At 65.8% G+C, this 23128-nt stretch carries 4 protein-coding genes and 1 tRNA gene; 1 reads left to right on the top strand and 4 read right to left on the bottom strand.

Features of this window, described 5'->3' with window-relative positions; all coding sequences use genetic code 11:
* Window positions 1–6: 6 nt before the first annotated feature.
* On the bottom strand, window positions 7–18222 hold the full coding sequence (locus ACIBI6_RS19530; RefSeq protein WP_396957265.1) for an amino acid adenylation domain-containing protein: 18216 nt from the start codon (window positions 18220–18222) through the stop codon (window positions 7–9).
* 850 nt (window positions 18223–19072) lie between these two features.
* On the opposite strand from ACIBI6_RS19530, the gene ACIBI6_RS19535 reads away from it, so the two are divergent.
* Window positions 19073–19312, top strand: a complete 240-nt coding sequence (locus ACIBI6_RS19535) for a hypothetical protein (RefSeq protein WP_364341197.1) — start codon at window positions 19073–19075, stop codon at window positions 19310–19312.
* A 240-nt stretch (window positions 19313–19552) separates the two neighbouring features.
* On the opposite strand, the gene ACIBI6_RS19540 is transcribed toward ACIBI6_RS19535, so the two are convergent.
* The 3 genes from ACIBI6_RS19540 to ACIBI6_RS19550 all read right to left on the bottom strand — a co-directional run bounded on the left by ACIBI6_RS19540 (window position 19553) and on the right by ACIBI6_RS19550 (window position 22987).
* A tRNA-Leu gene (locus ACIBI6_RS19540) sits at window positions 19553–19626 on the bottom strand.
* A gap of 107 nt (window positions 19627–19733) precedes the next feature.
* Window positions 19734–21251 (bottom strand): amino acid permease, encoded by a 1518-nt coding sequence (locus ACIBI6_RS19545; RefSeq protein ID WP_396957266.1) that lies wholly within the window; start codon window positions 21249–21251, stop codon window positions 19734–19736.
* A gap of 269 nt (window positions 21252–21520) precedes the next feature.
* Window positions 21521–22987: a peptide MFS transporter gene (locus ACIBI6_RS19550; protein ID WP_396957267.1), complete on the bottom strand. Its 1467-nt coding sequence runs from the start codon at window positions 22985–22987 to the stop codon at window positions 21521–21523.
* Between the last annotated feature and the right edge of the window lie 141 nt (window positions 22988–23128).

Here is a 23128-nt window from a genome sequence, read left to right on the forward strand (position 1 = left end):
AAACGGTCATCGATCCAGTCGTGCGTTGAGAATCCGGGCGATCTGGGCAATCGCACCCGGTTCGGTCATCGCGAGGTGGGTCGCGTCGATGTCGAAAATCGAAATCTGCCCGCGGACCACCTGCGCCCATCCCTCGGGACCCGCGGCGTCGGATCGCCTTTCACGTGTCGCGGTGAAGTAGAGCATGTCGCTGTCCAAGACCGCAGGCCGCCACCGACTGGCCGCCCGGATCGCCAGGTTGTAGGCGTCGGTCAGGCGCTCGATCCTTGCGGCGTCGACACCGAGGTTGCCTCCCAGGTGCCGTTCGATCAGATCGGCGGCCTCCTCGGCGGTCGCATCGGGACTCACGAAATCGACGCCCATGACCGGACCGAGATTGCTGATCAGTTCTCCGGCCGTGACGGCGGAGAGCGTCGACTCGTCGACACCGCCCACCTCGGCGTCCAACAGTGCCAGTAGCGCGACCTGTTCACCGGCGGCGCGCATCTCGACAGCAATGGCATGGGCGATCGCACCACCCAGCGACCAGCCGAGTAGGTGATAGGGACCGTGTGGCTGAACCGCGCGAATCTCGTCGAAGTAGCGTTCGGCCATTTCTTCGATCGACGTCGGACCGGGTACCTCGCCGCCGACTTGTGGCGCCTGAATTCCGTAGATCGGTCGACCGTCGCAGAGATACCGGTCGAGTGTGCGATAACACCACGACAGGCCCACGGCCGGGTGGATACAGAACAGTGGTGGTCGCTCCCCGGCGGTCCGGATCGGCAGCAGCACATCGAAGCCGACGGATCGGTCGACGACGGGTCCGGAGTGCATTCCGGATTCGATCCGCTTCGCCAGATCGGCCGGGCACGGATCCGACAGCATCCAGCTGATCGGAACCTCGTAGTCGAGTTTTTTGCGCAACTCGCTCACCACTTGCACCGACTTCAGCGAATTACCACCCAATGTGTAGAAGTCGTCATCGGCGCCCACCCGATCCATACCGAGTACCGCCCCGAAGACCTGTGCGACCTCCCCTTCCAGCCAGGACGAGGGCTCCCTGAACTCCGCTACCGCGAGCACCGGCTCCGGTAGCCGCGTGCGGTCCAGCTTGCCCGACGCGGTGAGGGGCACCGTGTCGAGCACCATCACCGTGGTGGGCACCATGTAGTCGGGTAGTTCGGATGCCGCGTGCGCCGAGACCGCCGCGGTGTCGACCGTGGCGCCCGCGGCGGGCACCAGGTAGCCGACGAGGTGGTCAACCGCACCGCTGGAGCGCATGACGGCGATCGCCCGGGCGACGCTCGGGTGCTCGGCGAGTACCGCCTCGATTTCACCGAGTTCGATACGCAGGCCGCGCAACTTCACCTGGAAATCGGTGCGGCCCAGGTATTCCAATTCGCCGCTGTTGCGCCAGCGCACCAAGTCACCGGTGCGGTACAGGCGCTGGCCGTCACCGTACGGATCAGGCACGAACCGTTCCGCGGTGAGACCCGGACGGGACTGATAGCCGCGCGCGAGCTGGTTGCCCGCCAAGTACAGCTCCCCAGCGACACCGGGTGGTACCGGATGTAACCGGTTGTCGAGTACGTATGCCCGCGCGTTCCATACCGGTGTGCCCATCGGCATGTTCCCACTGTCGGCTTCGGTCACCCGATGCGCGGTCGCGCACACGGTGAACTCGGTCGGCCCGTACAGGTTGTGCAACTCGACCCCGGGCACTATCCGCCGCACCGCCGCCGCCACCTCGGGGCCGAATGCCTCACCGCCCACCAGGAACGTCCGCACCGACTCCAGCGACTGGGCAGGCACCGCGTCCGCGAAGACCGCCAGCATCGACGGCACGAACGCGGCGATCGTGACCCGCTGGGTGGCAATGGTTTCGGCGAGATAGGCCGGGTCGGTGTGCCCGTCGGCTCGCGCGATCACCAGCCGCGCCCCCATCGCCAGTGTCGCGAACAACTCCCACACCGACATGTCGAACGTGGCCGGGGACTTCTGCAGCACCACATCATTCGGCATCAGGGCGTAGGTCTCGTTGACCCACCGCAACTGGTTCACCACCGAATAATGCAATACCGCAACACCTTTCGGTCGCCCGGTCGACCCGGAAGTGAAGAGCAAGTATGCGATGTTGTGCGGTCGCAGTGATGCGAGCCGATCGGCGTCGGTGACCGGCGCGTCATCGAAGCCGGACAGCTCCAGCCCATCGAGGGACGACAGCTCCAGCACCGGCGCGGCGATCGACAGCATGTACGCGACGCGGTCGGCCGGAAGGTCCGGATCGACCGGCACGTACCCACCGCCTGCGGCGTGCACCGCGTACATGGCGGTGATCTGGTCCAGTGAACGCCGCATGCGCAGCGCCACCAACGACTCCGGACCCACTCCGCGGGAGATCATCCACCGCGCCAACCGGTATACGCGAGACGCGAATTCCGCATAGGTCAGCGACTGTTCGCCGAACGTCACCGCGGTCCGGTCCGCATATGCCACCACGGAGTGGGCGAAGACCGAGGCGAGCGTCTCGCCGGAAGGGAGCCTGCGATCGGTCGAATTCCACTGCGTCAGAACGGCTTCTCGTTCCTCGGCGCCGAGCAGATCCACCTCGTGCACCGGCTGTGCCGGATCGGTCACCAGTGCGCCGAGCAATCGCAGCAGGCGATCGACGATCGTGGTCACTGTCGTCGGGTCGAAGAGGTCGCTCGCGTAGGTCACCCCGCCGCTGATGCCGGCGGGGGCACCGGTGGAGTCGTAGGAATCCGACACCGTGATCTGCAGATCGAACAGTGCGGTGTCGCTGTCGGCCGACTCGGCCGACGCCGAGAGCCCCGGAAGTTCGAACTGCGCCCTGGCGAGGTTCTGGAATGCCAGCATCACTTGGAAGACTGGATGGTGGGCGCGCGAGCGCACCGGGTTCAGCTCCTGCACCAGCCGCTCGAATGGAATATCGGCGTGCCCGAACGCGGCGAGATCGGTCTCGCGCACATGCTCGAGCAGCTGGGTGAACGTCATCCCCGGGGTCAACCGGGTCCGTAACACCAAGGTGTTGACGAACATCCCGACCAGATCGTCGAGTTCGGGCTCGCCGCGTCCCGCATACGGAGTGCCGATCGCTATATCGTCGGTATCGGCCAGCCGGGCCAGCGTGGCCGCCAGCGCGGCGTGGAAGACCATGAACAGCGTCGTGTTGTGTGCTCGCGCGACCTGCTGCAATCCCGCGTGCAGATCGGCACCGACCGTTATCGGCACGCTCGCGCCCGCATAAGTCTGCATGGCCGGTCGCGGTCGGTCGGTCGGCAGCTCCAGCAAAGCTGGGAGTTCCGCCAATTCGTTTGTCCAGTAGTCGATCTGGGCGCGTAGCAGCGATTCCGGATCGTCTTCGGTCCCCAGCACCGTCCGCTGCCAGATCGCGTAGTCGGCGTACTGCACCGACAGCGACGGCCAGCACGGTGTCTCCCCGATCAGGCGTGCCTCGTACGCGGTCATCATGTCCCGTGCCAGCGGACCCAGCGACGACCCGTCGCAGCAAATGTGGTGCGCCACCACGGCCAAGACCCGCTCCTGCGGCCCGAGCTCGAACAACCGCACCCGCACCGGCGCCTCGACCGTCACATCGAATACCGTCGAGACGAACGCCGACAACGACTCGGCCAGTTCCGGTTCCGCGACCGAGGTCACGGTCATCGGCGCCATCGACTCGGCGGCGGGCAGGACAACCTGCGACGGCTCGCCATCGGCATACGGGTATACGGTCCGCAGTACCTCGTGCCGGTTCAGCACATCCTCGATGGCCGCGCGCAGCGCGTCGAGATTCAGCTGTCCGGACAGCCGTAGCACGATCGGAATGCTGTAGGCGGCCGAGCCGGGCTCGAGCCGGTTCAGGAACCACATTCGCTGCTGTGCGTACGACAGCGGAATTCGCTGTGGCCGTGGCTGTGCGGTCAGCGCCACCCGACCGGTATCGGCCTGCGATTCGGCGCGCGCGGCCAACCTCGTGACCGTGGGCGCCTCGAAAATCATCGACGCCGGGATGGTCGCGTCGAGCGCGGCACCGATCCGCGCGGCTACCCGGGTGGCCACCAGGCTGTTGCCACCGAGTTCGAAGAAGTCGTCGTCGGCGCCTACCGGACCGCCGATGCCGAGGACGTCGGCGAATACGCCGGCCACTATTTCCTCCACCGGTGAAGCCGGGGCCCGGAATCGCTTGGCCTGGACGACGGGTGCGGGTAGGGCCGCGCGGTCGAGTTTTCCATTCGGCGACAAGGGGATCGCATCGAGGATCATCACCGCGGCGGGCACCAGATACGACGGCAGCACCTCGGCCAACGCCGCCCGCAACTGCTCGCCCGACAGACTCGCCCCGGTTTCGGGTACCGCATAGGAAACCAACATCACCGGACCCGTGCCCGCATGCCACGGCAACGTGACCGCGTATGCCACCTCCGCACGCGCGCTCAGCACCGCGTCGACCTCGCCCAGCTCGACCCGGTAACCACGGATTTTCACCTGGAAATCGTTGCGCCCCAGGAACTCCAGAGCACCATCGGTATTCCAGCGCACCACATCACCCGTGCGATACATGCGGCGTCCAGGTTCCCCGAACGGGTGCGCCACGAAGCGCTGCGCACTCGTTGCCGCCTTGTCGAGGTACCCGCGCGCCAGCGCCGACCCCGCCAGATACAACTCTCCAGCCACCCCCACCGGCACCGGCCGCAGCCGGGCATCCAAGACCAGCGCCTGCATGCCTTGCAGCGGGGCACCGATCGTCGGCCGGTCACCGGGTCGCAGCTCACCCGTCGCCGTGGCAACCACCGTGGCCTCGGTCGGCCCGTACAGCTCCCGGAACTTCCGTGCGCCGGCGATGTCGGTGCCCGCCCACCGATTCACCAGATCCGCCGGGACCTTGTCACCCCCGGACAGCACCACCCGCAAGTCGTCCAGCCCGGCCGGAACCACCGACGCGAGCGCGGCAGGGGTCATGAAGGCGTGGGTAACCCGCTGCGCGCGCAGGAGTTCGGTCAACTCAGCGCCGCCGTAGATCTGCGTCGGCACCACGACCAGCGCACCGGCACGGCTGACCGCCATCAGGATCTCCAGCAGGGCGGCGTCGAACGACGGCGACGCGAAATGCAACACCCTGGATGTGTGTCGGAGCTCGCGATCGGCGCGTAGCGCCGAGACGAAGTCGGCGATGCCGGAATGTGTGACGGCGACGCCCTTCGGCACCCCGGTGGATCCGGAGGTGAAGACCACGTAGGCAACGTTCGAGGTCCGCAGTGGTCGCAGCCGCTCGTCATCGCCGACCGGGCCGCTGGCCAACTCGTCGATCTGCGCGGCGATGGCCGCGTCGTCGAGCACGATCCAGTCCACCGAATCGGGCATCTCGGCACGCGCCGAGGACACCGTGAGGCCCAGCGTCGCACCCGAATCCGCCACCATCTGCTCGATCCGGCCCGCGGGATAGCTCGGGTCCACCGGCACATATGCCGCACCTGACTTCACCACCGCCCACCATGCGACGACGGAGTCCATCGACCGCGCTGCCGCCACCAGCACCGCACTCTCCGGCCCGGCGCCACTGCGGATCAGCATCCTCGCCAGCCGGCTCGATCGTTCGTCCAGCTGTGCATACGACAACGTGGCATCCCCCGAGACAATGGCGATACCGTCGCCGTTGTCCCGGACGGCCGAGGCGAACACCTCCGGCAGCAATCCGGACGGCTCCAGCGCCGCCACCGTGTGTTCCCCCACCCGCGAGGTGAGCGCCGAGCGCTCGTCGGCTTCCAGCCAGTCGATGTCGCCGACCACTACGGCCGGATCGCCGGCGACGGCTTCCAGTACCCGCATCAGCCGTCGGACAATTCCCGCCGCGGTCGCCTCGTCGAACAGGTCCCGAGCATAGCTCATCATCCCCGAGATACCTTGCGCCACAGCGGCATTGGACGAATCGGACAGCACCAATTGGAGGTCGAACTGGGTCGCCCCGGTATCCACATCCGCCCGTGCAACCCGGACGTCGGGCAGCGCCACATCGACCGTCGACACGTTCTGGAACGCCAAGGCCACCTGGAACAACGGATGCCGTGCCGCCGATCGCTCCGGCTTCAACTCCTCCACGACCCGCTCGAACGGCACGTCCGCGTGCTCGAACGCCAACAGGTCCGTCTCCCGGGTGCGCATCAGTAACTCGGCGAACGGCTCGCGCGTGTCCACCCGGGTCCGCAATGGCAGCGTGTTCACGAACATTCCCACCAGTTCGTCCAGGCCAGGCTCGCCCCGCCCGGCGACCGGGGTGCCGATCACTACGTCATCGCTGCCACTGAGCCGCCCCAATACCGTTGCCAGCGCCGCATGCATCACCATGAACAGCGACGACCCCCGCGACCGTGCCAGCGCGAGCAGCCGCTCGTGCAGCCGCGCACCGATCTCCACCGGTACCCGGCCGCCCGACAGCGATGCGATCGCCGGGCGTGGTCGGTCGGCGGGTAGTTCCAGCCGGTCCGGTGCGCCCGCGAGCGTCGAGCGCCAGAACTCCAGTTGCGCGGACATCAACGACGCCGGATCGTCTGCGGCCCCCAGCATCTGCCGTTGCCACCACGCGAAATCCGCGTACTGCACGGCGAGTGGTTCCCATTCCGGCGCGTGCCCGGCCAGTCGCGCGGTATACGCCACCATCACGTCACGGGCCAGTGGCCCCATCGACTGACCATCGCCGGCGATGTGATGGACCACCAGCACCAGTAGGAATTCTGCTGTGGCACTGTCGCTTTCGGCACCCAGTTCGAACAATCCCACTCGCATCGGCACTCGGGCGGTCACATCGAATCCGCGCCGCACGAACTCACCCACCACATCCGGGACCGAATCCGCAGGCACTCGCACCGGCTCCACCAGCACCGCGGGCTCGTCGAGAACGACCTGTCGCGGCTCACCGGAGGTTTCCGGATATATCGTCCGCAAAACTTCGTGACGTGCGACCACATCCGCGAGCGCGGCCGCCAGCGCTTCGGTATTCAGCCGTCCCGACAACCGCAGCATCACCGGAATGTTGTATGCCGCAGAGTCCGGCTCGAACCGGTTCAGGAACCACATCCGCTGCTGCGCGAGCGACAGCGGTACCGGGTCGGGACGCACTCCCGCCAGCAGGGGCAACCGGCCTCCACCGTTGAGTGCTCCTGCGAGCGCGGCCAATCCGCCGACGGTCGGCGCCTCGAATACCGACCGCACCGGCACTCGCCTGTCCAGGGCCGCACCTATGCGCGCCACCAGCAGCGAGGCACTCAGCGAATCGCCGCCCAGCGCGAAGAAGTCGTCGTCGACTCCCACCCGGTCCACATCGAGCACCTGCTCGAATGTTCGCGCGATCATTTCCTCTATCCCCGGCGAGGGCGCCCGGAATTCTCGCGCGACGGCAATCGGCTCGGGCAATCGCTCGCGATCCAGTTTCCCGTTGGCGGTCAGCGGCACCTCATCCAGCACCAGCACCGCGGACGGCACCATGTACCGGGGCAACGCCTCGGCCAGTGCCGCACGCAACTCCTCGCCCGATACCTCGGCCCCGGCCGCAGGAACGACATAGGACACCAGCAGCACCGGTCGCCCGCCATCGCGGCGCGCCACAGTGACCGCATATGTCACATCCGCACGCGCACCCAGCACCGCGTCGATCTCCCCCAGCTCGACCCTGGTGCCGTGCACCTTCACCTGAAAATCATTGCGCCCCAAGAACTCCATCTCGCCATCGGCGCTGCGGCGCACCACGTCACCGGTGCGGTACATGCGCTGCCCCGGCCCCCCGAACGGGCATGCGACGAACCGCGCCGCGGTCAACGCCATCTTGGCGACGTACCCATCGGCCAGACCGGTGCCGAACAGGTACAACTCGCCCGCGACGCCGTGTGGCACGGGCCGCAACCAGGTATCCAGGACCACGGCCGCGACGGCGCCGACCGGCCTGCCGATCGTGATCGCGGCACCGGGCACGAGTGCATCGCCCGCGGTAGCCCAGATAGTGCTTTCGCTCGGCCCGTAAAGATTGACCATGGTGCGATACGGCGCCCACCGATCGACCAGTTCCGGCCCGACCGGCTCGCCGGCTGTCGCCAGCACGCGCAGCCCGTCGAGACCGTCGCACGGGACTGTCGCCAGCGCCGAGGGGGTCACTACGGCATGCGAAATACGTTCGCGCCCGATCAGATCCGCCAGCTCGGGGCCGGCGTAGACATCGGCGGGCGATACGACCAGGCGGCCGCCCGAGCCGTGCGCCATCAACAATTCGAACACCGAGGCGTCGAAGCTGGGCGAGGCGACCTGCAGTACTACCGACATCAGGTCGACGCCGAGTATTCGCCGCTGCGCTGCGACCATATCGGCCAGGCCGCGATGGCTGACGAGTACGCCCTTGGGCGTTCCGGTCGACCCGGAGGTATAGCTCACGTACGCGATCTGATCCCGCCGAATCGGTCCGCCGCGTTCGGCATCGGTGATCGGCACGGCGGGAACCGAGTCCACCGCGCCGCGCGTGTGCTCCTCGTCGAGGATCAGCCAGTCGACGCCGTCGGGAAGATGCTTCCCCGCGGACGTATCGGTCAGCGCGAGCACAGTTTTCGAATCCGAAAGCAGAAATTCGATCCGTTCCGACGGCAAGGTCGGATCGATCGGCAGGAATGCGGCACCGGTCTTCGCGACGGCCCACAGGGTGACCGTCGCGGCCAGGGATCGCGGAAGCACGGAGGCGACGACCTGTCCGGCGCGGGCGCCGTGCCGCAGCAGGACCCGAGCCAGACGTGCGGATCGCTCGTCGAGCTGCCGGTAGGTCATGGTGGCCGTGGCGCACCGCACGGCGATCGCTTCGGGTTCGGCGGCGGCGGAAGCGGCGAGTATCCGGTCCAATGTGTCCGGGATCGCGGCCTGCGCACCCGAAACCGGCCACGTCGGCCCCGGCTCCTCGGCGAGCGGCAGCTCGCCCAGCCGCATATCGGCATTCGCGGCGATCCGGCACAGCAACTCGACGAAGCGGTCGAGGATGCGGCGCGCCGACGCGGTATCGAACTCACGGTCGTGGAATCGGAGGGTGATCCGAAGTCCCTGCGCCTCGCCTTGCTCGGACTGCTTCGGTTCCACGACCAGGCTCAGCGGGTACGGCGTTGCGTCCACACCGCTGAGTTCGTCCACTCGCAGGCCAGCCGAATCGACGAGTTGCTGCAGTGCCGTCCGGTCGACCGGAAACGACTGGAAGGTGATGGCAGTGTCGAAGAGTTCGGGCAGACCGACGCTGCGGTGAATCTCGGGTAGGCCGATATGGTGATGATCCAGCATGCGGGCGTGCCGCGCCTGAATGCCGATCAGCAACTCGCGTACCGTCATTGTGGGATCGAGCGGGACTCGCACGGGAATCGTATTCAGAAACATGCCGAGCGTCTGATCGACCAGCGGCAACTCCGGGGGCCGGCCCGAAACGGAGGAGCCGAAGATCACATCGGTCTCACCGGTCAGTACCCGCAGATTCAGGGCCCAGGCCGCGGCGACGGCCGTATTTATGGTGACGGCCGCCTCCGCCGCCACTCGACGAAGTTCTCCGAAACGATCCGCCGTCAAGTCGGCCCCGACCTCGGCGGCGGATACCGAGCCCGCCGCGCCGGCGTCGCGGGACACCCGGGTGGGTGCGTCGACATTCGAAAAGGCTTGCGCCCATGCCGCTTTGGATGCTGCGCTGTCCTGCCGACCCAGCCAGGACAAATAGTCGCGGTAGGAGGGAGCAGGTCCAGCGGAGCCGATATGTGCGGGAGATCCGTAGTAGTCGAGCAGTTCTCGCATCAGCAGCGGCATCGACCAGCCATCCAGGATCACATGGTGATTCGTGACCAACAGCCGGAAGGACCCCGCATCGAGCCGGATCAGCGTCAAGCGCAGTAGCGGAGGAGCCGACAGGTCGAATCCCGCCGCCGCGTCCGCTGCGGCAATGGATCCCGGATCGGCGGCGGATTCCGCATCGCCACCACCGGCGAGATCGATCTCCCGGAACGGGATTTCGGCATGGTCCAGCACGATCTGGCACGGCCCCGCCGCGGTCTCGACAAAGGCGGCCCGCAGGATATCGTGCCGGTCGACCACCGCCTGAGCGGCACGTCGCAGGCGCTCACTGTCGACCGCGCCGGAAAATCCGATCATCGTCTGGACGGTGTAGTTGTCCCCGGTATCCGGGTCGAACGTCGAGTGGAAGTGCATCCCGGATTGTGTGGGCGACAACGGCCACACGTCGGACAGGCCGCGGAACTGCCGCTCGAGCCGATCGATGTCGGGTTGTGTGAGCGCGACGAGCGGAGAACCCGAGGCACGATCCGCCGCCGGGAGTCGAGGGGGTGCCTCGATTGTCACCGCAGCCGCATCGCCGTCCGCCATTGCGGCGAGGGCGGCAACTGTCTTGCCTTCGAATACATCTCGCGGCGTGAGCGTGAGCCCGGCGGATCTCGCCATAGCCACCAGCCGCATCGAGACGATGCTGTCCCCGCCGAGCGCGAAGAAGTTGCTATCGGCGGACACAGTGTCGAGATGGAGCACATCGGCGAAGAGTTTCGCCACGACCTGCTCGGTATGCGTCGACGGCGGTCTGCCGCCTGCGGCGTCGGAATCGAAGGCGCACTGCTGCAACGCTTTCCGATCGATCTTTCCGGTTGGCGTGCGCGGCATCTGGTCGAGCCGCACGATCGCCGCGGGATTCATATAACGAGGTAGCCTGCCCGCGAGATCGTCGCCGAGTGCCGCCACATCTACTACAGCGCCCGGCGCGGAGACGACATAGGACATCAGAACCGGTTCGCCGGCAGGCCCTTCCACCGCAACCGTAGCGACGCTCGCCACGTCCGGGTGCCGGGCCAGGTGGGCATCGATTTCCCCCGGCTCGATCCGCAGGCCGTGAATCTTGACCTGCTGATCGCAACGGCCCAGGTATTCCAGTGCCAGCCCGGCGCGTCCGCGCACCCAGCGCACGGAATCGCCGGTGTGGTAGATCCGCTCGCCGCGGGTGGATCGCGGATTCGCGACGAAGCGCGACGCGGTCACACCCGGCCGATCGACGTACCCGCGGGCAAGTCCGGGCCCACCGATATAGAGTTCGCCCGCGACACCGACCGGCACCGGTCGCAGCCACGAGTCGAGAACCATCGCGGACGCGCCTCGGATCGGTCCACCGATCGTCACCGGCTCGCCGGGTACGAGGGCATCCGACCCCGTCGCCCAAATCGTGCACTCGGTCGGTCCGTAATGATTCATCAGCCGTCGCCCAGCGCCCCACCGGTGCACGGTGTCCGGCCCGGTCGCTTCGCCGACGACCGCGAGCGATGTCAACGACGGTGTCCGGGACGGATCCATCGTATTCAGCACGGATGGGGTGATGATCGCGTGCGAAACCTGCTGCGACCGAAGCAATTCCTCGAGGTCGGACCCCGCGTACACCTCCGGTGGCGCCACCACGAGGCACGCGCCACTGCCATGCGCCAACAGCAACTCCGACATGCACGCGTCGAATCCTGGCGACGCGACCTGCAACACCATCGAATCCATACCCACACCGAAGGCGTCGACTTGCGCCGCGACGAGGTCGGCCAGACCTCGATGGCTGAGGTGGACCGCCTTCGGTTTGCCGGTCGATCCGGAGGTGTAGATCACGTATGCCGCGTTGTCGGCCGACAGCCTGTCGGCCCCGGCCGGGACACCCGTCGGATGAGGTAGATCCTCATAAGCATCCGAAGCCGAAGCGTCCAGAATCAACCATTCGACAGTGTCCGGAAGCCGCGGTGCCACAGCGCTGGTCGTCACGCCCAGACTCGTCCCCGAGTCGGACACCAACTCCTCGATGCGCGCGGCGGGATTGCCGGGATCCAACGGCAGGAAGGCGGCACCCGTTTTCGCCACCGCCCAGATCGCGACGACCAGTTCGGCCGAACGGGGAACGGCCAGTGCGACGATCGACTCGGCGCGAGCACCACGGCCGGCCAGCAGGCGAGCGAACCCGTCGGCGCGATGCTCCAGCTCACGATAGGTCCACCTGGTGTCACCGCACCGAACGGCCACAGCATCCGGATACCTCCGGGCGGTCCCCGACAGGATGTCGCGTAGCACGAGCTGCGCGGTCGGCTCCGCGCTGCCGACCGAAAGCAGTTCCGCGCGTTCTGAATCCCAGCAGGAGGAGACCGCGGCGACCTTCCGGGCGGGATCGCTGACGATCTGGGTGAGCAGCAACTCGAAGCGCTCGAGCAGCGTGCGAGCAGCGTCGGAATCGAATCGGTCGGTGGCGAATTTCAGCGTCACCGTGTAGGTGCCGGGCTCGTCGGCGGCATCCGGTCGTCCGGCACGACTCGACTGCGGCGGGGTCACTTGCAAACTCAGCGGATACGGCGTGGCATCGTGTGTGTCGATCTCGACGAGCCGCAATCCGGCGTCGGAGAGATTGCGTGCCAACAGTTCCCGGTCGAGCGGGTAGGACTCGAGCACCGTAGCGGTATCGAACATATCGGCATTACCGGTGGCCCGTTGCAGCTCCGCCAAGCCGATGTGCTGGTGATCCAGCATCGCGGCCTGCTCGGACTGCACGCGGACGAGCAGGTCGCCGACGGTTTCGTCGGGTTGGAGCCGGACGCGGACGGGCAGCGTGTTGACGAGGAGCCCGACCATGCGCTCGACATCCGGAATCTGCGCCGGGCGGTGCGACACGGTATTGCCGAACACCACGTCCGACCGTCCGGTCAGGGTGGCCACCAGCAATGCCCACGCCACCTGCAAGGCCGTATTGGCAGTGACGCCGTGCGAGCGGCCCAAATCGAGAATCGCGGCGGTGGTCGCGGCGTCGAGGTGCAGACCGACTTCACCGGCGTGCGCGGTGACGGTCCGATCCGGCCCGCCCGTGACCCGGGTCGGACTGTCGATTCCGGCGAGCATCTCCCGCCACGCGGCGGTTGCGGCGTCGCGATCCTGAATCTGTAGCCACCGCAGATACTCTCGGTACGAACGAGGGGGCGCGAGCTCGGCCGTATCGCCATCGGATATGTACAGCGCGAGCAATTCGTGGATCAGCAGGGGCATCGACCAGCCATCCAGCACGAGATGGTGGTTGGTGACCAGCAACTGGAACATATCGACGCCGGTGCGCACGAGGTGGAAACGCATCAGCGGCGGGCAGGCCGGGTCGAACGGCGCCGCAGCCGCCGTCGCGCGTCGCCGAAGTGCTTCTGCCTGCTGCCCGACATCGCTGATGTCGGTGATACTCGACTCGCCCCAATCGACCCCGACGTCGCGCAACACGATCTGACGTGGCCCATCGGCACTTTCGACGAACGCGGTCCGCAGGCTGTCGTGCCGGTCGATGAGCACCTGCGCGGCCCGCCGCATCCGCTGCGCATCCACCTGCCCGGCAAACGTCAGCGCCGCCTGCACGGTGTAGCCGTCGTCGACGTCCCGGTCGTAGATCGCGTGGAACAGCAGCCCGGACTGCAGGGCGGTGAGTGGCCACACATCGGTCATCGACGGGTATTCCCGCAGCCAGTGGTCGACATCGTCCTGTGATACCGCGGTGAGCGGGAAGTCGGATGGGGTGAAGCCGGGTGTGGTGTCGGATCGGACGTGATCGGCAAGCGCCCCCAGGGCTAGAGCCCACAGCCCGGCGAGTTCGTCGACCTCCGCACCTCCCAACACTTGTGAGGCGAACTCCCAGGTCGCGTTGAGTTCGAGCCCGTCGAGCCCCTCCTCGGCGATCGCATTGATATCGAGCACGGCGGACAACGCCATCCCCGGATCGCTCGTCGCGGTCAGTGCGGTGAATTCGGTGGTGGGTGCCCAGGGCACCGAGTGTTCACCGACGCTCACCCGGCCGAGGTAGTTGAAACTGATCTGAGGTTCGGGCAGGTCTGCGAGCTCGGCGCTCCCCTGCGAATCGAGATAGCGCAGCATTTGATAGCCGATGCCGTTGTCGGGCACCGCGCGCAGCTGTTCTTTCACCTGCTTTATCGCCAGTCCCGCACTCGAGCCGCCCGCGAGCGCATCATCGATGTCGATGTTCTCCCATTCGATCCGGACCGGGAACCGAGTGGTGAACCAGCCGACGGTGGCACTGAGATCGGCGCCGGGTACGGCCCGCTCCTCGCGGCCATGTCCCTCCAGCGAGATCAACTCTGCGGCCACCGCCGTACCGCGCCGGCGCCGCCACTCACCCAGTGCCAGTATCAGCGCCGCCAGCAGCGGATCGTTGGCACTGCAGTGGAAGCGGTCCGGAATGGTGGTGAGAACCGCTTCGGCAACCGCTGCCGGGATGCGCTGACGCACCCGGCCCGCCGTGGCCCCGACGTCACGATCCGGGACCAGACGGCGCGATCCGAGTAGCTGATCGCCTTGCTCGAGTAGGCCTTTCCACAGGTCGAGCTCCGCCGACCGCCGGCCCGGCGCTTGCTCGACCAAACCGTGCATCCACCGCCGGAACGAGGTGGTGGCCGGGCCGAAATGCGGTTCGCCGCCGTCGCGAACCTGCGACCAGGCCTGCGCGAGGTCGGCCAGGATGATGCGCCACGACACCGCGTCGACGGCGAGATGGTGGATCACCAGCCACATCAGGTCGGGGCCCGAGCCGTTGCGATCCTGAATCCAGACGGCCTGAAACAGCACACCGTTGCCCGGGGCCAATCGATCCGCGGCCTTCTGCAGGTGCCGACCGATTTCGGCGGCGTCACGTCGATCGACCCGAACATCGACGAGCGCGGCGTCCGGATCGACCGCTTCCCGATCGAGCACCTCGACGTACCGACTAGCCGAATCGCCGCGCAGTACTGCCCGCAACATATCGTGGCGGTCCAGCAGGGATCCCACTGCGCGCACCAGGCCCGCTCGATCGACGCCCTCGGGAAGCTGAACGAGCGCGGCCTGCGCGAATCGGTCGTAACGACCCCGATGAAGCATCGCGTGCATGATCGGCGACAACGGCATCGGCCCTACACCACCGCCGGGCAACTCGGCCAGCTCGGGGCTATCGCCGGCTTCCGTCGCCGTTGCCGCCAGGCCCGCGACGGTCTTGTGCACGAAGACATCCTGTGTGGAGAAACTCAGGCCCTCGGCCTTGGCGCGCGCCACCAGCCGGATCGACAGAATGCTGTCGCCACCGAGGGCGAAAAAGCTGTCGTCCGCCCCGACTCGAGGCACGCCGAGCACCTCGGTGAACAGCCGTGCGACCGTCTTTTCCCGGGCGGTCGCTGGTCCACGCCCGACCGGTGCGGTCCCGAATTCGGGCCTCGGCAAAGCGCTGCGATCGAGCTTGCCGAAGGCATTGACCGGCAGGCTGTCCAACGAGAGGATCACCGCCGGGACCATATGCGGCGGCAGCGAAGCGCGGGCGAAGCGCTGAAGTTCGAGCGGATCGATCCGACGACCGCTGACCGGGACGACATAGGACGCCAGCACCGTCGTGCCGATGTTGTTCAGCACCGGCACAGTGACGGACCGATCCACGTCCTCATGTGTGGTGAGCGCGGCGTCGATTTCCCCCGGCTCGATCCGGTAGCCACGGATCTTGACCTGGAAGTCGCTGCGCCCCATCAATTCCAGCGTCGGCTCGGCATTATCGCCGGTCCAGCGCGCGATATCGCCGGTGCGGTACATCCGCTCGCCGGTGCCGCCGTACGGATCGGCGACGAACCTGGCGGCGGTTTCGACGCACAGATGGCTGTATCCACGGGCCAATCCCGGTCCGGCGAGATACAACTCGCCCGCGGTGCCCTTTGGCACCGGTTGGAGCGTTCGGTCCAGCACCATCGCCGAGACGCCGCGGATGGGGCCACCGACCGTATGGGCGCGGCCGGGTCTCAGCATGGAGCCGACGGCGGTCACGGTGGTTTCGGTAGGACCGTATTCGTTGTAGATGGACACCGACGGTGTCGTCCACCGCTCGATGACGTGCGGTGGACATACATCGCCACCGACCACGACTACCCGCAAATCCGTCGTCCGACGCGGGTCCACAGTTGCCAGCATCATGGGCGTCAGCGTCAGGTGGGTCACGTGCTCGTCGGCCAACAGTTGCGTGAGCGGCTCACCGCCGCTCACCTCCGGCGGCACGATCACCAGCGTGGATCCGATCGCGAAGCAGGTCAGAAACTGTTCCAGGGAGGCGTCGAAACTGGGCGAGAGGGCGTATGACACGCGTGAGGTGGCGTCGATGCCGTACGTGGCGGCGCGGTCGGCAACCAGATTCGCGAGGCCGGCGTGCGTAACCTGGACGCCTTTCGGGGCTCCGGTGGATCCCGAGGTATAGGTGATATAGGCGATGTTGGACGGCCGTAGTGGGCGGGTACGGTCATCGTCGGAAATCGGCGCGCTCGCGGCGTCGCATTCGCCCAGGGGCGCACGGTCGTCGAGCACCACATGGCGCATCGCCAGCGGGAGCCGCCCGCGCAGGGCGTCGACCGTAATCGCCACAGCCGCACCGCTGTCGGCGACGATATGTGCTATCCGCTTCGCCGGGTACTCGGGGGACAACTGGACAAATGCCGCACCGCATTTCGCGACCGCCCACGTCGCCACGACCAATTCGACCGAACGTCGCAGCATGATCGCCACCGCCGTGTCCGGGCCGCAGCCCAGATCTATCAGATCCCTGGCCAGCTGCGAGGACCTGGTGTCCAGCTCGCCATATGTCATCGTCTGCCCGGCCGAGGCGATCGCGCACGCACTACGATTCCGGCTCGCGCTCTCGGTCAGAATCTCTGGAAGCAGCTGTGTTTCGACCCCGCCGGGCCCCCGCACAGGCAGCAGCGCAGACCGTTCCTGAACTTCGAGCAGCGGCACTCGGCTGACCGGAGATCCCTGTCCCCCTGCGAGGAACTCGTGCAGAAACATGCGGAACCGCCGGTGGTGGCCCGCGAGCTCCTCAGGGGTGTATGCATTCGGATTTCCCTGGAAGTCGATATGTGTACTGTCTCTGCCGGCGCCCGGGTAGATATTGACGAAGAGGTCGGCGGTAGGTCCTGAGGTGAGGACGTGCAGGCGGCCTGTCGTGTTGCCGAGCACAATCTCGTTCTCGATCATCATGAGGTTCACGGCCGGCCCGAAGGATGGCGCCTCGTCGCGCGCAATCCCCATATCGTGGAATATGTCCTCTTGGCGATAGCGCTGCCGCCGAAGAGCACTGGTCAACTCGCTTTGCACAGCGGAGATCAATTCACCGACGCTGCGGCCGGCGACCCGAACTCGCAGCGGGACCACATTCGCCACCATCCCCCCGGAACGGCGCAGCACGGCAGAGTGCCGACCCGAAACCGGCAGGCTCAGCAATACTTCATCGCTCCCGGTCATCCGCGCTAGATAAGCGGCGAACGCCGCGACGATGGTCGGAGTCACGCTCTGGCCGTGCTGGCTCCGCAGTAGATGCGCGGTGGCGTCCGGCAACTCTGTGCTGACCAGCGCCGGATGAATGGTGGGCTTGCCTACGCGACCGGCCAGGCTGACGACGGCAGGCGCGCCTGCCAGGTGCTCGAGCCAGTATCTGCGATCGTTTTCGAAACGCGCCGAACCCCGGTACGCCAGATCCTGCTCGACGACGACCCCCAGGTCCTGCGCCGCGCACGGCGGCGCTTCCTCGGACCTCACCCGAGCGTTGTACAACTCGGTTATCCGGTGCAGCATCGTTACCGCGGCAAAACCATCGAGTGCGATGTGGTGTGCACGCTGGTACCACAGGAAATGGTCCTCGCCGACCTGGAACACGATGCTCGTCATGAGGTCGTCGTTCAGCAGGTCCAGGGGGGCGGAATAATCCTGAACCATGATTTCGTGCGCAGTCGCAACCGGATCGGCGTGCCGACGCAAGTCCATGATCGACACCTGAGCTCCGCGTTCCTCGTCGACGAACTGACCTGGCTCTCCGTCGACCTCGATCAGGCGGACGTGTCCGGATCCGAACTCGCGACCAGCGGTTCTGCATGCCTCGGCAAGCAATTCCGCGTCCAACTCGCCTACGATCTCGACGAATTGGGCTACAGATATCGGCGATGATTCCGCGAGGTGCTGGGCAAACCAGATTCCCCGCTGAGCCGCAGTCAGTGGAAGAATGTCGAATGATGACAGTCGCGCGGATCCATTACCGTCGGAGCGCGCGGCGGAACCGTTTCCCGAATTTGTGCCGGGAAAGTAGAATGAGCCGTTTTGCAGCACTTTCGACTGATCCGGATTGCTATTGATACCGCTCTTGAACTGGTCCATCTCGACCTCCGCTGATATCACTCATTTCAGGAAATCAGTTCTATTGCTGCAAAGTTGCCGATATCAGTGTGGTGGAATTTGCAACATAGCGACGTCAACCGGGTCGCATGCTCAGGAAGGCACCGTCAAGGCGATCGGCACACGATCTCGCCGACGCTTACGCGGCGTTCTCGTCGGTTGGACGTCTCAGCCATCCATCCATCGTCCGGTCGCCCGTCGTGCATGGCCCAGGGACCAGGGGCCAAATTCACAAGGAGCGGGGCGCCATTCGGCACCCTACGGCAAATATACCGCAGACACGTGCCACTCTGTTGAGACAGCGATAACGTTATCTGACAGGCCATTCGAGCACGAAGTTGCAGTTCAGAGCGTTGAACAGCAATGGATTGGCTAACATTCGCGGCAGGTCGGTCAGGTTAGGCTACCCATAGTCCAACCTGCGTGACCGGCTTCAAGACTCCCGAACAACTGCGTGACCTGCTTCGAGTACTCCAGCACCAGGCAGAGCTCGAATCCTGCGGAGAATCAGGCCTCTGAACCGCTGGAACAAACCCTCCACCACAAGAAAGCTGACAGTTAACGACATCTGGTTCGGAATCGCCCCTAATGCCGCCGCTGAACACTGCGGTATGTCAAGACTTCAGGAGCCGCTGAATTTACGCTGCGAAACCATCGTGCCGATTGAGAGGAGCCGAAAACGGTCCGCACCGGGAATAGCTAACTGCAACTCTTATTTCGCGCGGTTGATGCCCTGAACGCCGATCTGGACAAAAAGACGTTATCGGGCGAGCAATATACGAGGACGAACTGCAAGAGCGGCGGCTTGGCCTCACGGCACCATCGAGTCCGGATGCCGGCCTGGACGGGCCCTTTTCGCCCGGCTGCCTGCGAGACCGCGGCACGACTCGAATCCCAGCACCACACTCTGCAGACCAGCATCTTGGAACTCGAAACCGCCGACGGCATAGCGGCCTGCTCGGCTGTCCTCTACGATCGCACGGGCCAACTCGGCACTTGCGTAGTAACCGCCCTCTCCAATGCCGCCCGTCGAGTAGACCTGGCGCGTCCGCTGGACCTGGCGAACCGCTGACAGCATGTTCGGCGTCCCGGATGCTCCGACCAGGAGTGCCCGGGACGCCAGCGGTGCCGGGACTACGGAGCCAGCGGGATGGAACGGTTATACGACGCGAACGAGGCAACTGTAGGCCGTTCTCCCTGCCGATTACTCCCACGAAATCGCAGCGGTCAGCGCATCTCTGTCGACAGCCACCGGCGAACCGACAGCAGCAACGGAGACGCCGCCGGTCGCGCCCAGTGTGGATCTGACACGTGCCCCCAGTCGGACTCGAACCGACACTTTGCAGATTTTAAGTCTGCTGCCTCTGCCAATTGGGCTATAGGGGCGCCCGGTCAGCGTACCGACTCGTACTGCCGTACCGGAATTCCGTTCTGCAGGCTAGCGCATCCCCGGTGGTGGCCAGAGTAATGCCGCCATCGCACAGTCAGATCATCTAGTCGTGGGCGACCACCGGTGCGGTGCTGTCGGAGGAGTTCGCGCCAGGTCCGTTGGCGAGGACGGAATGGCGGCGGCTGTAGGCGAAGTAGACGATCAGGCCGATGACCATCCAGACGAGGAAGCGCAGCCAGGTTTCGACCGACAGGTTCAGCATCAACCAGAGGCAGGCGAGTACGGCGAGGATGGGGATGAGCGGGACCAAGGGCACGCGGAAGCCGCGCGGAAGCTCGGGTCGGGTGCGGCGCAGGATGAGAACGCCGATGGCGACCAGGACGAAGGCGAAGAGCGTGCCGATATTGACCATCTCCTCGAGGGTGCCGAAGTCCACGAAACCGGCGAGCACGGAGCAGACCACACCGACCACGATGGTCAACCGAACCGGAGTGCCGTTCTTGCCGGTGCGCGCGAGCTGACGCGGCATCAGTCCGTCGCGCGACATGGCGAACAGCACCCGGGTCTGTCCGAGGAACAGCACCATAACGACCGTGGTGAGTCCGGCGAGCGCGCCGATGGAGATGATGTTTTTGGTCCAGGTGGCGCCGTGTTGCGCGAAAGCCGTCGCGAGCGTTGCTTTGTCGCCCGATAGCGCGGTGTAGGGCACCATCCCGGTGAGGATCAGGGATACCGCGACATAGAGAATGGTGACGATGACCAGCGAGCCGAGGATGCCGCGCGGCAACGAGCGTTGCGGATTCTTCGTCTCCTCCGCCGTCGTCGCGACGACATCGAAGCCGATAAACGCGAAGAACACCAGACTGGCCGCGGCGAGCAGACCGTACCAGCCGAACGTGCTGTGTCCGGCGCCGGTGAAGTAGGAGAACAGCGACTGGTGCAGCCCCTCCCCTTCCGCACCGGACTGCGACGACGGGATGTAGGGCGTCAGGTTCGACTTGTCGAAGTAGGTGGCGCCGACGACGAGAACCACCGCGATAACGCTCAACTTGATGGCGACGGCCACCGCCGAAACCCGCGAGGACACCTTGGTGCCGACCGCCAGCAGCACACCCAAAACCGCGATAAGAAATACCGCACCCCAGTCGAAGTCGATCGGCCCCAGATGCGCGATCGGCGAATGCGATCCCATCACCTCACCGAGGTACTGCGACCATCCCTTGGCGACCACCGACACCGCGAGCGCGAACTCCAGGATCAGATCCCAGCCGATGATCCATGCGACGAGCTCGCCGAAGGTGGCGTAGGAGAACGTGTACGCGCTGCCCGCCACTGGAACCGTCGAGGCGAATTCGGCGTAGCACAGCGCGGTCAACCCACAGGCGATGGCGGCGAAGACGAAGGCCAGGGAAACCGAAGGTCCGGCGACATTGCCCGCGGTGCGTGCGGTGAGCGTGAAGATGCCCGCCCCGACGACCACGGCGACACCGAAGATGGTGAGGTCCCAGGCGGTCAGATCCTTGCGCAGTTTCGAGTCGGGTTCGTCGGTGTCCCGGATGGACTGCTCGACCGATTTGGTACGGAACAGACCGCCCCATCGAGTTCCTGGGGTCGCCAACACTGTCTCCTTGCTGTCGTCGACGGGTTCTGTATTCGATTGCGGCGCTCCCGGGGCCCTCCGGGGTAACGCAAGCTGCCGCCTCCATGCCCGTCGCTCACGCCGCTGTATTCAATTGCGGCGCTCCCGGGGCCCTCCGGGGTTACACAAGCTGCCGCCTCCATACCCGTCGCTCACGCCGCTGTATTCAATTGCGGCGCTCCCGGGGCCCTCCGCGGTAACGCAAGCTGCCGCCTCCATGCCCGTCGCTCACGCCGCTGTGTCGATTCTCCCTAGTGCACACCGGCCATATGTCGGCGCACCCATGGTGTGAGTGCGACGACGATCAGACCGGCACAGATCGCCACTGCTCCGGTGATTCCGAAGTACGCGAATTCGTGATCCGCGTCATAGAACCGAGCCAAAGTACCGGACATCGAGGTTCCGATGCCAATGGAGAAGAAGTACAGCGCCATCATCTGGGCACGGAACGCCTCGGGCGCCAACTGCGTGGTGACCGAGAGACCGATCGGGGAAAGCAGCAGCTCGGAGACCGCGAATGCGCCCATGATGAGCAGCACAGCCAGCGCTGGCACCGATTTGCCACTGCTCCCCGAGAACAGCACGAACAACCAGAACGCCAGCCCCATGCCGATGACGCCGAGGGCGAATTTGCGCGGTGTACTCGGGGCACGATTGCCCAGCTTGGTCCACATGAGCGCGAACAGCGGCGACAGGCAGATGATCCACACCGGCTCCGCCGAGCCGATCCAGTTCGACGGTGCAGTCCAGCCGAAGATGGTCCACCGCAACCGTTCATCGGAATACACCGCGAGGACTGTGAAGATCTGCTGGAACAGCGACCAGAAAACCGCATTCGCGATGAACAGCGGTATGAAAGCACGAACCCGGCTGCGCTCGACCGACGTTACCTTTGCGCTGGTCAGCATGAGTACGAAGTAGGCGAGCGCGGCCCCGATGATGACGACGGTGGTGACCTCGGACAGGTTGTCCAAGTTCACCAGGCCGGTGATCAATGCCAGCGCGACCACGATGGCCGCCCCGGCCACGATGCCCAGTATCGGTCCGACGGCGTTGCGCGGCAACGGATTGGGCACATGCCTGCCCGCGGTGCCGAGGTTGCGCCGGAACACCACGTACTGCGTCAGCCCCAACGCCATGCCCACCGCGGCCGCACCGAAGCCGTAGTGAAAGCCCCAATGCCGTTGCAGCAGACCGGTGAGCAGCGGGCCGACGAACGCACCGAGGTTGATGCCCAGATAGAACAGCGTGAAGCCGCCGTCCAAGCGCGGATCACCCGGCCGGTAGAGGGTGCCGAGCAGCGAGGAGGCATTGGCCTTCAGTCCGCCGCTGCCGAGCGCGACCAGCACCAGGCCGACTCCGACACCGCTCAGTCCGGGCAGAACCGCCAGCGCGATATGCCCGGCCACGACCACAACGCCGCCATAGAAGACGGTGCGCTCCATACCGATCAATCGATCGGCGATCCACCCGCCGAGCACCGTGGACAGATACACCAGCCCGCCGTACGCGCCGACGATCCCGACACCGGTGCTCTGCGATAAACCCAGTCCGCCCTCGGTCGTCGAGTAGTACAGGTAGTACCCGAGGATGGTGAGCATTCCGTAGAACGAGAAGCGCTCCCAGAGTTCGACTCCGAAGAGATTGGTCAACCCGATGGGGTGACCGAATAGGGTTCGCTCCCGAACCGGTTGCTCCGCCATTGCTGCGTCGGACATGCTCAGACCCTCCCATATGGGCGGGAATTTTCCGGCATCCTGAACCAGGAATTCCCTGCTCACAGCCGATATGGCCAGACATGCGAGTCGCCGCCGGAGCAATCCGCCAACCGGTCCTCCACCTTGGAGGTGCCCGTCCAG

This window comes from Nocardia sp. NPDC050412, from assembly GCF_044458825.1.
Taxonomy (GTDB): Bacteria; Actinomycetota; Actinomycetes; order Mycobacteriales; family Mycobacteriaceae; genus Nocardia.